The sequence below is a fragment of the [Rhizobium] kunmingense genome (assembly GCF_977018605.1).
On the sequence record NZ_CDRNXG010000001.1, the window covers coordinates 1,818,341 to 1,830,195 of the forward strand.

The window sequence follows — 11,855 nt, forward strand, 5'->3', positions numbered from 1 at the left end:
TCATTCCTGCGCCCTTGGGCTTCGCCCTCGGTATGTCACAGGAATGAGGGATACGAATTGCCTTACGTCCGCGGCTTCAGGTTCTCCGGATCGTAGAGCGGCTTGTAGCCGACGGCCGCCACTTCCACCGGGAAATCCTCGTTGAAATAGTTGACCGTCAGCTTGCGGCCGACTTGGGCATAGTCGTGAGGCAGGTAGGCGAGCGCGATGTTCTTGCCGATCGTCGGGCCATAGGCGACCGAGGTCGTGTAGGAAATGCGGCCGAGTTCATCCACCAGCGTTGTGCCTGTCTCCGGGTCGATGACCGGCATGGAGCCGACCGGGTAACGCTTGACGCCACGCGCATCGGTGTTGTCGGTCATGATCAGCGTGCAGAGCATGGCCGGCTGGTGTTCGCGCGCCTTGTATTCCAGATGCTTCGCCTTGCCACGGAAATCGGCTTCCTTGACCTTGGGGCGCGCCAGATCGGCCTCGATCAGATTGTACTGGGTCAGAAGGTCGCCGTTCTGCAAACGCAGCGACTTCTCCATGCGGCGGGAGTTTGCATAGGTCTCGACGCCGAAGGCCATCACGCCGGTGCCACGCAGCGCATCCCAGACGGCAAGGCCGTCCTCGTATTTCATATGCAGTTCCCAGCCCTGCTCACCGACATAGGAAATGCGGAAGGCGGTGACCGGCTTGCCGGCGATCTCGATCGGCTTGATCGCGGCGAAGGCGAAATTCTCGATGTCCAGGCCAGCCGGGTCGGCAACGACCTTTTTCAGCGTATCGCGGGCATTCGGTCCCCAGATGCCGATGGTGACGAATTTTTCCGAAACGTCGGTGATGGTGACGTCGAGACCGCGATCCTCGGCGACGCGCTTCATGTAGTGGAAGTCGCGCGGGCCGGCGTCTGCACCGTTCACCAGGCGGCAGCGGTCATTCAAACGGAAGACGGTGAAGTCGGCGCGCACCATGCCCTCGTCGTCGAGGAAGTGGGTGTAAATGCCCTTGCCGATATTGGCGTCACCGCCGATTTTCGCTGCGCACAGCCATTCCAATAGCTCGACATGGTCAGGGCCTTCGATATCGACCATGTGGAAGTGCGAAAGATTGACGATGCCGCAATCCTCGCTCATCGCCAGATGTTCGGCATTGGAGACGCGCCAGAAATGGCGGTTGTCCCATTCGTTCTCGCGTACCGGAACTTGGGTTGCGTATTTTTCCAGGAGATGCTCGTTGGCGGCATAGCCATGCGCCCGTTCCCAGCCGCCGAGTTCCATGAAGTAACCGCCGAGTTCCTTCTCGCGCTCGTGGAAGGGAGAGCGCTTGGCGCCGCGACCGGTCGCATAGGGTTCGCGCGGGTGGACGGCGGGGAAGTAGATCTTCTGTGCGGCCTCATAGGTGCGGCCCTCGATAAACTCTTCCGTCAGCTGGTGGGGGTAGAAACGGGCATAGTCGATCGAGTTGTGGTCGATTTCGGTTCGGCCATCGGTCATCCAGTCGGCGATCAGCTTGCCATAGGCCGGGCCGTCCTTGACCCAGATGGCGACACAGTACCAAAGCCCTCGGACCTTCTGGCTCTCGCCGCAGGAGGGGCCGCCGGCGGCGGAGACCTGCAGCAGGCCATTGAACGAATGGCCCTCGTTATAGCCGAGTTCGCCGAGGATCGGGGTCAGCTCCATCGCACGCTCGAGCGGCGTCAGGATCTGTTCCATGTCGAGGTCGCGCTGCGATGGTGACAGGCGGGCCTCATGTTTTTCCAAGATGTCGCGCGGGTGGCAGAGGCGCGGGTTGTCGGTCTCGTAATAGCCCCACTCGATCTGGCCGCCTTCGGTGGTGTTCGGGTCGCCGGTGTCGCGCATATAGGCGGAATTGCCCTGGTCGCGCAGCAGCGGATAGCCGATCTCCTTGCCGGTGCCGGCGAACTCGTTATAGGGCCCGAAAAAGGTCAGCGGGTGATCGACCGGCATCACCGGCAGGTCCTCGCCCACCATCTCGGCGATGAGGCGGCCCCAGATGCCGGCGCAGACGATGACGTGATCGGCCATGATCGTGCCGCGATGAGTAACGACACCCTTGATGCGGCCACCCTCGACGATCAGCGAGGTCGCCGGCGTATTGCCGTAGATCTTCAGCTTGCCGGCCTTTTCTGCGGCGTCGACCAGCTTGCCCGCCACGGTCTGGCTGCGGGGAATGACGAGGCCGGCATCGGGATCGAACATGCCGCCCTGCACCTGATCCTCCTCGATCAGCGGGAAGAGCTTCTTGATCTCGGCCGGGGAAACGTAATGGGCGCGGGTGCCGAAGGCCTTCGCAGACGTCAGCTTGCGCTTGATCTCCTCCATCCAGCTGTCGTCGCCGGTGCGGGCGACTTCCAGGCCGCCGATGCGGGCGTAGTGGCCCATCTTCTCGTAGAAGTCGATCGAATACTGGGTGGTCCAGACCGACAGGTAATCGTGGCTGGTCGTGTAGCAGAAATCCGAGGCATGGGCGGTCGAGCCGATATCGGTCGGGATGCCGGACTTGTCGATGCCGACGATATCATCCCAGCCACGCTCCACCAGATGATGGGCGATGGAGGCACCGACGATGCCGCCCAGACCGATGATGACCACTTTTGCCTTCGATGGAAATTCTGCCATTGCCGTCTCCTGAACTATGGGCGGGAGATTAGCGACAGTTCCTGTCGCAGCCCAGTCGATATACGACACGCAACGCCAATCATCCGTCATGACGGCGGCAAGCGACGGCGCGCATTTATGCGCAAATAGGCACTCGGACGGCAGGCTTGTTACCTGACTGTCATGGAGGGGCACTAAGGAGGCCGCAACGCAGATGCCGATCAGGGCATCATCGAAAAAGAAGAGTTGCATGCCATGAAAGTCATCCAGATCACCGATACGCATTTCAGCCCGGAAAAGAGCCATTTCAACGGCAATTGGGCGCCGCTCCTGACCTGGATCGAAGATCAGAAGGCCGATCTCATCATCCATACCGGCGATCTGACCATTGACGGCGCCGACAAGGCCGAAGACATCACCTTCTGCATGGACCTGATGCGTCAGGTCTCCACCCCGATGCTGATCATTCCCGGCAACCACGATGTCGGCCATCTGCCGGGTTCGCACCAGCCGGTCAATGCCGAGCGCCTGACGCGCTGGCGGGATCTGACCGGTGGCGACCGGTTCATCGAGGATGCGAACGGCTGGCGCTTCGTTGGGCTCAATGCGCTTCTTCTCGGTCACGAGGACGAGGAAGAAGAGGCGCAGTTCGAATGGTTGCGGACCGCATTCGATGAGCGCAACGGGCGCCGGCTGGCGCTGTTCTCGCACAAGCCGCTGTTCGTCGATGAACCGCATGAGGGCGATACCGGCTACTGGGGTTTCCGGCCGAAGCAGCGCAAGCGCCTCTATGACCTGATGGCCGCGCATGACGTGCCGCTTTTCGCCAGCGGTCACCTGCACTGGGCGTGGAAAGGCAAGTTCGAAAACACCTCGATCGTCTGGGGGCCGTCGGCGGCCTTCATCATCGATACGCTGGAGCGCGAAATGCCGGGCGAGCGCCTGATCGGCGCCGTCGTGCACGAGTTCGGGGACGAGGTGACGAGCGAGATCGTCGCGGTGCCGGGCATGACGGCCCATTACATCGACGACGTGATCGAGGAAGTCTATCCGGAATCGGCACCCAAGGCACGGGTTGCCGCCCAGTAACCATCCTCAAATGGCCCCGTCGGGGCCATTTTTCCATCCGTCAGTGTCCTTCGTCGGGAATGTTCAGCAGGTGGCCGCAGGCCTTGCAGTGGACGGCATCGGTATCGTGCCTTTGGAGGCCGCATTCGGGGCAGGCGAAGCGCACCTTGGGCGGCCGGATGATCGCCTGCGCCAGCCGGACGAAAAGCGAAATGCCGATGATCATCGTCACGACCGAGGTCAGCTTGCCGAGCGTGCCGGGAAGGGTGATGTCGCCGAAGCCTGTCGTGGTGATCGTCGCCACCGTGAAATAGAGCGCATCGACAAAGCCTTCGCCGCCGGGGCGGTCGTAGAAGAAGCTCGTGTAGACGAAGCCCGTCACCATGAACAGGAAGACGATGAAATTGAGGCAGGCGCGGGTGACATCTTCGAGATGCAGGCAGCCGAAGCGTCGCATGATCTCTTTCAGAAGCGGGCTCCTGCCGATCGCCCACAGGCGCATGACGCGCAAAAAGGCGAAGTTGAACAACGTCTGTGGAAACAGAAGCGTTGCCAGGATGACAAGATCGATCCAGGTCAGCGGCATCCTGAGGAATTTGCCGAGCGACGGGGCGGCCAGCGATCGTGCCGCCAGTTCCGCCGCCACCCAGACCGCGATCATGTAGTCGATGATCAGATAGCTCGGCCCGTCGCGCAGATACGGCCCGAGAAGGAAGAAGGCGAGGATGCAGAGATCGACGAAGGCAAGCAGCGCCTGCCATCCAAGCGCCCAGTTGTCGCGGCCTCTGGCAATGCGGCGGACCGTGTCGCGCAGGGCCGCGAGGTCGAAAGGTGAGGTCTTGGAAGTGTCTTGAGAATCCATGAGCGGTAGATATTGGACCTGCGGCATAGGTCAAGCATCGCCAGATTGCGGCGTGGCGCCAATATTGAACTTGAAATGGGCGTCGCTTCTCGTGCTTAATCGCGTGTGCGGCAGGCTGTGGGTGGCGGCGGGCCGCGCGGGAGGGACAAGGCTAACCTTTTCAACGGTTGATCCTGCATGACATTTTCGACGACGATCGAGCAGACCGTATTCCGCTTTACCGACCTGAAGGACCTGCTCGCCAAGGCGACGCCGGAGCGCTCCGGCGATCAGCTGGCGGGGATTGCGGCGGAAGGTCCGGTGGAGCGGCTGGCGGCGCAGATGGCGCTGGCCGACCTGCCGCTCAAGGCGTTTCTGGCCGAGGAAGTGATCCCGTCCGACGATGACGAGGTCTCCCGATTGATTGCCGCTCGGCATGATCCGGCCGCCTTCTCCGCCATCTCGTCGCTGACGGTGGGCGAGTTTCGCGAGTGGCTGTTGAAGCCCGAGACCACCCATGACCGGCTGGAGGAGATCACCTGGGGGCTGACGCCGGAGATGGTGGCGGCGGTGTCGAAGATCATGCGGCTGCAGGACATGATCGCCGTCTCGGCCAAGCGCCAGGTCGTCACCCGCTTCCGCAACACGATCGGGCTGGCCGGTAGGCTTTCCACCCGGAACCAGCCAAACCACCCGACTGACGACAGCCGCGGCATCATCGCCTCGGCCATCGACGGCCTGCTGATGGGGTCCGGCGATGCCGTGATCGGCGTCAACCCGGCGACCGATGCGACCGACGACTATATCCGCATCGTCTCGCTGCTCGACGAACTGCGCGAAAAGCTCGGCATCCCGACCCAGACCTGCTGTCTCGGTCATGTGACGACGGCGATCCAGGCGATTGCGAAGGGTGCTCCGGTCGATCTCGTCTTCCAGTCGGTGGCCGGATCGGAAAAGGCCAATCGCGGCTTCGGCGTCGATCTGGCGCTGTTGAAGGAAGCGCATGAGGCGGGGCGGTCGCTGAACCGCGGCATGCCGGGGTCAAACGTCATGTATTTCGAGACGGGCCAGGGGGCGGCGCTTTCCGCCGACGCGCATTTCGGCGTCGACCAGCAGACGATGGAGGCGCGCGCCTATGCCGTCGCCCGCGAGTTCGATCCGCTGCTCGTCAACACCGTCGTCGGATTCATCGGACCGGAATACCTGTTCAACGGCAAACAGATCATTCGCGCCGGTATCGAGGACCATTTCTGCGGCAAGCTCTTGGGCCTGCCGATGGGCGTCGACGTCTGCTACACCAACCATGCCGATGCCGACCAGGAGGACATGGATACGCTGCTGACACTGCTCTGCGCGGCCAATGTCAACTTCGTCATCACCGTTCCCGGCGCCGACGATATCATGCTGAACTACCAGTCGCTCTCGCATCACGACGCCGTCTGGTGCCGCGAGACGCTGAAGAGGCCGCCGGCGCCGGAGTTCGAGGCGTGGCTCAGGGATATCGGGCTGACCGATCGCGATGGCGCACTTGTCGGCGAGCCGGCGGCACTGTCGAGCTATATGCGCAACAGCAACCTGATCGGGGCGTGACATGGCCAAGGTGATCGAACCCAGCGACCCAATGCAGACCAAGCCGCAGGAGACCGAGAACGGGCAAACGCTCGATCTGCGCCTCCTGACCGATGCGCGTGTTTCGCTCGGTCGCCATGGCAGCGGCCTGCCGACCAGGGCGCAGCTTTCCTTCCTGCTCGATCATGCCCGCGCCCGCGAGGCGGTGTGGACCAGCGTCGATCATGCTGCGCTGGACGCGCGGCTGGTCGCGGCGGGGCTTTCGGTCGTGCATGTGGCCAGCATGGCGGAGGATCGCGGCATCTATGTACGCCGGCCGGATCTCGGGCGGCTGTTGTCGCCGGCCTCGGCCGAAGCGCTTTCGAGCGTTCGCGAGGGCGCCAATCATGACGTGGCGATCGTGGTTGCCGACGGGCTGTCGTCGAGTGCCGTCGATCTCAATGCCGTGCCGCTGATCGAGGCTTTGGTGCCGAAGCTTTCGGGCCTTGGCCTCACCGTCGCACCGGTCGTTCTGGCGCGGCAGGCGCGGGTCGCGCTGGGGGATCCGGTGGGTGAGGCGCTGGGGGCAAGGTTGACGGTGGTTCTGGTCGGCGAGCGTCCGGGCCTGTCGGCGGCCGACAGTCTCGGAGCCTATATCACCTTCGGCCCGAAGCCGGGAAATCCGGATTCCGGACGCAATTGCGTTTCCAATATTCGCGACGGTGGCCTGCCGGTCGGTGAGGCTGCGGCCGTCATCGCGGCGCTCGCCGCAGACATGACAAGGACCGGCGTCAGCGGCGTCGCCTTGAAGGCGGCGCTTGCCAAGCTGCCGCCATCGCCTGTCTGAGGGGATGGACGGCGGTGTGCCGATACGGTTCCCGCAAACCTTGCCACTCCGGCCTATCGGGAGGCCGGCGATGAGGTTTAACGGGCCTGTGTCACGGCTGCGGGAATACCAGGTTCACAGCGTTGAATTCGGCGCTCGGTGCCATCCATGATTGCAATATTTTCCTTGCGAAAGCCTCCTCTCAGGCAGAGAATGTGCTTGGTGTCGACGGCTTAAACCCTGCCGGCCGAACACCGCAAACGGTGAAGACGACGGGCTTTTCGAAGCGGCGGCAGGAAACGGCTCCTATGTTTCCGTTGCTGCTGGAACAGATGCATGGCGATTTCATTGTTGCATATGCGGGGCGGGACATGCCGGCCTGAATAAAAGGGCTTTAATGCAAGAGCCTGGATGGGTGGAGCCTGCCTGGACCTGCGGGCAGCATTCATCGACTGCCGGGCAGTTGGGGAGATCAGCATGACGAAGAAACGTCAGGATGCCGACGACACTCTGCGCGACGGTCTCGAAAGCCTGCCCGAGCCGGTGGACCTATATGTTGCCGGCTTGGCCACCCCGACGGTCGTGCCAGTCGCGCCCGAGGCCGGGCATATCGAGAGTGACGACGATGTCGACGAGGCGCTGCGCGAGACATTTCCCGCCAGCGACCCGCCCGGTTCCTTCCGAACCGCCTGAACGCATCGCCGTCCCAATCCATTCTCAAGGAAGGATCAAGATCATGGAACAATCTGTCAAATCGCGGCGCTCGGCCGCACTCAAGACGCCGAGCGGCCTTGGTGCCGAGGCGGTCAAGGACATTTCCGGCGGCGCCAATGCGCTGCTCGCCGATGTCTTCGCGCTCTATCTCAAGACCAAGAATTTCCACTGGCACATGTCCGGCTCGCATTTTCGCGATTACCATCTGCTACTCGACGATCACGGCGACGAACTGCTTGCCATGACGGATCCGCTCGCCGAGCGTGTGCGCAAGATCGGCGGCAACACGCTGCGCTCGATCGGCGATATTTCCCGTAAGCAGCGGATCGAGGACAATGATGCGGATTTCGTCCATCCGCATGAAATGCTGGCGGAACTGCGTGACGATACCGGCGCTTTGATCGCCAGCATGCGCGCGCTCCACGATGTCTGCGACGAACACAATGACGTCGGCACCGCCAGCCTGCTCGAAAACTGGATCGATGAGAGCGAAAAGCGGGCGTGGTTCCTGTTCGAGACGCTGCGCGACACCAACAATTGAGGTTTTTGGGCGCGGCATCCGTCGGTGGATGCCGCGCCTTCATCCGGTCCATCGACACGCGCCTGTTGGCGCTATGGGGGAGTTGCCGATGCCCGATCTTCCGCTTGATCCCACCGATCCGTGGATCCGTCCGGCGCAAACCTTTCCATCCCTGACCGACGAGATGATCGAGCGCATCCGCCCCTATGGCGCGGAGGAAACGATAGTCGAGGACACCTACGTGTTTCGTCGGGGTGAACACTCGATCGATTTTCTGCTGGTGCTTCAAGGCGAGTTGCAGATGTTTGCGGACGACCCGCTGACCGGCCGCCATTTTCTCTACAGCTACGGCAAAGGCCAGTTCAGCGGTGAGCAGAACATGTTCAACCACCGCAGCATTCTTCTGTCCGGCCTGTGCCTTTCGGGTTCGCGGGTGATCCGCATCTGCCACGAACGGTTCCGGGCGCTGATCACCGGCGAACCGGATATCGGCGAGACGATCATCCGCTCCTATATCCTGCGGCGTGCGGGCTTCGTTCGCCATGCGACCGGCGGCGGCATCCTGATCGGCGCGCGGGAAAGCGGGGCGCTGCTGGCGGTACAGCGGTTTCTCGTGCGCAATCTCTATCCGGTCACGATCATGGACGTGCACGAGGAGCAGGCGCCGGATGTGATGCGGCGGTTCGCCCTGAACCCGTCGGACCTGCCGGCGCTGATCACGCCCGACCACGGGGTTCTAAAACGCCCGAGCAACGAGTTCCTGGCCGACGAACTCGGCCTGTTCGAGCCGCCGGAAGACGAGGTGCTTTACGACGTCGTCGTGCTCGGGGCGGGGCCTGCCGGGCTTGCCTCGGCAGTCTATGCCGCCTCGGAAGGGTTGAAAACGCTCGTCGTCGAAACGATGGCGCCCGGTGGGCAGGCGGGAACCTCGTCGAAGATCGAGAACTATCTCGGCTTCCCGACCGGAATTTCCGGCCTGGCGCTGGCCGGCAGGGCGCATATTCAGGCGCAGAAATTCGGCGCGCGGCTGTGCGTGTCGCGCAGCGCGGCATCGCTCGATTGCACCGGCCAGCCCTATGTGATCGGCCTGAGCGACGATCGGACGGTGAGGACGAGGACGGTGGTGATTGCCACCGGCGCCCGTTACCGCAAGCTCGATGTTGCGCATTATGCGAAATTCGAGGGGCGCGGCATCCAGTATGCGGCGACCGCGATGGAAGGGCAGATCTGCTCCGGCCAGCAGGTCGTCATCGTCGGCGGCGGCAATTCGGCCGGCCAGGCGGCGGTGTTCCTGTCCCGCACGGCCGGTCACGTGCATATGCTGGTGCGCAGCCGGATCTCGGACACGATGTCCGACTATCTGGTGCAGCGGATCAAGAGTTCGCCGCATATCACGCTTTGCGAAGGCTGCGAGGTCAAGGAACTGGGGGGCGATGAAGCGCTGGAAGAGGTCGGCTGGGCCGATCGCGTCACGGGCGAGGAATTCCGCTGCAAGGCTTCCAACCTGTTCGTGATGATCGGCGCGGAGCCGAATACGGACTGGCTGGACGGTTGCCTGGAACTCGACCGCAGCGGCTTCATCTGCACCGGCCTTTCCTCGGACGACATGACACGGCATCCCTACGCGGCCAGCAAGCCGGGCGTGTTCGCCGTCGGCGACGTGCGTGCCGGCTCGGTAAAACGGGTGGCCTCGGCCGTCGGGGAGGGGTCGGTGGTGATCGCCGCGATCCATCAGTATCTGGCGGCAACCGCCTGATCTTGCCGCGCCGGTTTCAGATATAGCGCGGGATCGGCCCGACTTGCGGTGTCTGGTCCGGCAGGTCGACGAATTCGTCGTCGATATAGCACCAGCCCCAGCCTTCCGGCGGATCGTAGCCTTCGATGATCGGGTGGCGCGTCTGGCGGAAATGCGCCGTCGCGTGTTTGCCTTCGGACTCGTCGCAGCAGCCGACATGGCCGCATTCGCGGCAGAGCCGCAGATGCACCCACGTCATGTCCTGTTGCAGGCATTCCTCGCATCCGCGCGTCTTCGGATCGACCTTCCTGATGAAGCTGTGATGGGTACACATGGGCAATCACGTCCTCTGTTGGCGCCGATACAACCCCGCGAACGGCGGTCCCATCGGCGTGTCGCGGGGCAGATTTGCGCGTCATGTGCCGATTTGAAGCAGGTAGCGATGCGAATGTATCACAGCCGCTAATCATCGCAGAGGATTGCGCCAAAATGGGGAACCAGTCCCTGGGGATTGCGTTAGAGGTGCGGACGGGCTGGCAGGGGTATCCCCGGTGCCGGCAAACTGGGTGACGGCAGCGAAAATGCGCCGCATCCGACAGGACGGGCTATGACGGACGAACTATCGGTACACTTGCTGCTGGTCGAGGACGACCACCTTCTGCGCCTCGACGCGGAAGATCTTCTGACGGAAAACGGATTTGCGGTTACCTCGGTCTCGACTGCCGAGCAGGCTTTCGCCGCACTCGACAAGGACGAGGCACGGTTTGACGGGGTGATCACCGATATCAGGCTCGGCAAGGGTGCCAATGGCTGGAGGGTCGGTCAGTATGCGCGCGAGCGCCTGCCGGCGGTGCCGGTCGTCTATGTCACCGCCGACAGCGCCGCCGAATGGACCTCGCATGGGGTGCCGAACAGCGTCCTCATCCAGAAACCATTCGTTCCGGCGCAACTGATCGCCGCCATTACCGGCCTGCTCAACCAGGCCAGCATGACAAGCGCCTGACAAGCAATCTGCCGCTCACGCTGGCGTTTCACCCCGCTTGCCGACGATCTCGGCAAGCACGCACAGCAGTTCGAACATCACGGTGATGCCGAGGAAAGCCGTTGCGCCGCTCGGGTCGAAGGGCGGCGACACTTCCACCATGTCGGCACCAACGATGTTGATGCCGCGCAGGGCGCGCACCACCTGCAGCGCCTGAAAGCTGTTCGGCCCGCCGATTTCCGGCGTACCGGTGCCGGGCGCGAAGGCGGGGTCGATGAAATCGATATCGTAGCTGACATAGGTCTCGGCCGATCCGGCGATTTCCCGTGCTTCCACCATGACATCATCGACGCCGCGGGCGTGGAATTCCTCGATCGGAATGACGCGGATGCCGACCGCATCGGCAAAGTCACGGTCCTCGAAATCATAGGCCGGGCCACGGATACCGATCATGCAGACGCGTTTCGGATCGAGCAGGCCTTCCTCAACGGCACGGCGGAAGGGCGTTCCGTGGGTGTATTTGAAGCCGCCGAAATAGGAATGGAAGAGGTCGGTATGGCTGTCGAAATGGATCATGCCGAGCGGCCGGTCTCGGGCCAGCGAGCGCAGGATCGGCAGCGACGACAGGTGGTCGCCGCCGGCCGTCAGCGGCAGGATGCCGGCTTGTCGCACCTTGTCGTAGAAGGCGGTGATGCGGCGCATCGAATCCTCGACATCGGCCGGGTTCGGCCCGACATCGCCCAGATCCGCGCAGTTTGCCAGATCGTAGGGCCTGATGCGGGTCGCGGCATTCTCGTGTCTGACCATGCTGGAGAGATCGCGCAACTGGCGCGGTGCATGGCGCGGGCCGGGGCGGTTGGTGGTGCCGCCATCCCACGGCACCCCGATCAGGCCGATATCGACCTGGCTCAGCCGCGCGTCATCGAGCGGAATATGCGGCAGGCGCATGAAGGTTGCGATACCGGCAAAGCGCGGCAGGTCGACGCCCGAGATGGGGCGGAAGTCGGAATTGGTCATG

Annotated in this window: 12 protein-coding genes; 8 read left to right on the forward strand and 4 right to left on the reverse strand. The window is 62.9% G+C overall.

Annotated features, from left to right (window positions below; translation table 11 throughout):
- Positions 1 to 62: 62 nt before the first annotated feature.
- On the reverse strand, positions 63 to 2,624 hold the full coding sequence (locus AC0JZ4_RS08565) for a GcvT family protein (RefSeq protein ID WP_471885959.1): 2,562 nt from the start codon (positions 2,622 to 2,624) through the stop codon (positions 63 to 65).
- 234 nt (positions 2,625 to 2,858) lie between these two features.
- On the opposite strand from AC0JZ4_RS08565, the gene AC0JZ4_RS08570 reads away from it, so the two are divergent.
- On the forward strand, positions 2,859 to 3,692 hold the full coding sequence (locus AC0JZ4_RS08570) for a metallophosphoesterase family protein (protein WP_471885960.1): 834 nt from the start codon (positions 2,859 to 2,861) through the stop codon (positions 3,690 to 3,692).
- A gap of 40 nt (positions 3,693 to 3,732) precedes the next feature.
- On the opposite strand, the gene AC0JZ4_RS08575 is transcribed toward AC0JZ4_RS08570, so the two are convergent.
- Positions 3,733 to 4,533 (reverse strand): potassium channel family protein, encoded by an 801-nt coding sequence (locus AC0JZ4_RS08575; RefSeq protein ID WP_471885961.1) that lies wholly within the window; start codon positions 4,531 to 4,533, stop codon positions 3,733 to 3,735.
- Between the two features lie 177 nt (positions 4,534 to 4,710).
- Between AC0JZ4_RS08575 and AC0JZ4_RS08580 the strand changes: the two genes are divergently transcribed.
- The 6 genes from AC0JZ4_RS08580 (at position 4,711) to AC0JZ4_RS08605 (ending at position 9,876) form a co-directional block, all read left to right on the forward strand.
- Positions 4,711 to 6,102, forward strand: coding sequence for an ethanolamine ammonia-lyase subunit EutB (locus tag AC0JZ4_RS08580; protein WP_471885962.1), 1,392 nt, complete (start codon positions 4,711 to 4,713; stop codon positions 6,100 to 6,102).
- A 31-nt stretch (positions 6,103 to 6,133) separates the two neighbouring features.
- Entirely contained in the window at positions 6,134 to 6,907 is a 774-nt protein-coding gene (gene eutC / locus AC0JZ4_RS08585) for an ethanolamine ammonia-lyase subunit EutC (protein WP_471887842.1), read from the forward strand.
- A 122-nt stretch (positions 6,908 to 7,029) separates the two neighbouring features.
- Complete coding sequence (locus AC0JZ4_RS08590; protein ID WP_471885963.1) at positions 7,030 to 7,269, forward strand: hypothetical protein; 240 nt, start codon at positions 7,030 to 7,032, stop codon at positions 7,267 to 7,269.
- A 94-nt stretch (positions 7,270 to 7,363) separates the two neighbouring features.
- The gene (locus AC0JZ4_RS08595) at positions 7,364 to 7,579 is read left to right on the forward strand and encodes a hypothetical protein (protein WP_471885964.1); all 216 of its coding nucleotides are present in this window, start codon (positions 7,364 to 7,366) and stop codon (positions 7,577 to 7,579) included.
- 43 nt (positions 7,580 to 7,622) lie between these two features.
- Positions 7,623 to 8,141 carry a Dps family protein gene (locus AC0JZ4_RS08600; RefSeq protein WP_471885965.1) on the forward strand — a complete coding sequence of 173 codons (519 nt, stop codon included), beginning with the start codon at positions 7,623 to 7,625 and terminating at the stop codon, positions 8,139 to 8,141.
- 88 nt (positions 8,142 to 8,229) lie between these two features.
- On the forward strand, positions 8,230 to 9,876 hold the full coding sequence (locus tag AC0JZ4_RS08605; RefSeq protein ID WP_471885966.1) for an FAD-dependent oxidoreductase: 1,647 nt from the start codon (positions 8,230 to 8,232) through the stop codon (positions 9,874 to 9,876).
- 16 nt (positions 9,877 to 9,892) lie between these two features.
- On the opposite strand, the gene AC0JZ4_RS08610 is transcribed toward AC0JZ4_RS08605, so the two are convergent.
- Positions 9,893 to 10,189: a UBP-type zinc finger domain-containing protein gene (locus AC0JZ4_RS08610; RefSeq protein ID WP_471885967.1), complete on the reverse strand. Its 297-nt coding sequence runs from the start codon at positions 10,187 to 10,189 to the stop codon at positions 9,893 to 9,895.
- 273 nt (positions 10,190 to 10,462) lie between these two features.
- Between AC0JZ4_RS08610 and AC0JZ4_RS08615 the strand changes: the two genes are divergently transcribed.
- Positions 10,463 to 10,858 carry a response regulator gene (locus AC0JZ4_RS08615; RefSeq protein WP_471885968.1) on the forward strand — a complete coding sequence of 132 codons (396 nt, stop codon included), beginning with the start codon at positions 10,463 to 10,465 and terminating at the stop codon, positions 10,856 to 10,858.
- A 15-nt stretch (positions 10,859 to 10,873) separates the two neighbouring features.
- Here the strand turns inward: AC0JZ4_RS08615 and AC0JZ4_RS08620 are convergent, their stop codons facing one another.
- On the reverse strand, positions 10,874 to 11,854 hold the full coding sequence (locus AC0JZ4_RS08620; protein ID WP_471885969.1) for an agmatinase: 981 nt from the start codon (positions 11,852 to 11,854) through the stop codon (positions 10,874 to 10,876).
- Position 11,855 lies beyond the last annotated feature (1 nt).

Coding starts and splice junctions, on each gene's coding strand:
- AC0JZ4_RS08565 (WP_471885959.1), bottom strand. CDS start 2,624: ATGGCAGAATTTCCATCGAAGGCAAAAGTGGTCATCATCGGTCTGGGC.
- AC0JZ4_RS08600 (WP_471885965.1), top strand. CDS start 7,623: ATGGAACAATCTGTCAAATCGCGGCGCTCGGCCGCACTCAAGACGCCG.
- AC0JZ4_RS08605 (WP_471885966.1), top strand. CDS start 8,230: ATGCCCGATCTTCCGCTTGATCCCACCGATCCGTGGATCCGTCCGGCG.
- AC0JZ4_RS08570 (WP_471885960.1), top strand. CDS start 2,859: ATGAAAGTCATCCAGATCACCGATACGCATTTCAGCCCGGAAAAGAGC.
- AC0JZ4_RS08575 (WP_471885961.1), bottom strand. CDS start 4,533: ATGGATTCTCAAGACACTTCCAAGACCTCACCTTTCGACCTCGCGGCC.
- AC0JZ4_RS08615 (WP_471885968.1), top strand. CDS start 10,463: ATGACGGACGAACTATCGGTACACTTGCTGCTGGTCGAGGACGACCAC.
- AC0JZ4_RS08595 (WP_471885964.1), top strand. CDS start 7,364: ATGACGAAGAAACGTCAGGATGCCGACGACACTCTGCGCGACGGTCTC.
- eutC (WP_471887842.1), top strand. CDS start 6,134: ATGCAGACCAAGCCGCAGGAGACCGAGAACGGGCAAACGCTCGATCTG.
- AC0JZ4_RS08610 (WP_471885967.1), bottom strand. CDS start 10,189: ATGTGTACCCATCACAGCTTCATCAGGAAGGTCGATCCGAAGACGCGC.
- AC0JZ4_RS08620 (WP_471885969.1), bottom strand. CDS start 11,854: ATGACCAATTCCGACTTCCGCCCCATCTCGGGCGTCGACCTGCCGCGC.
- AC0JZ4_RS08580 (WP_471885962.1), top strand. CDS start 4,711: ATGACATTTTCGACGACGATCGAGCAGACCGTATTCCGCTTTACCGAC.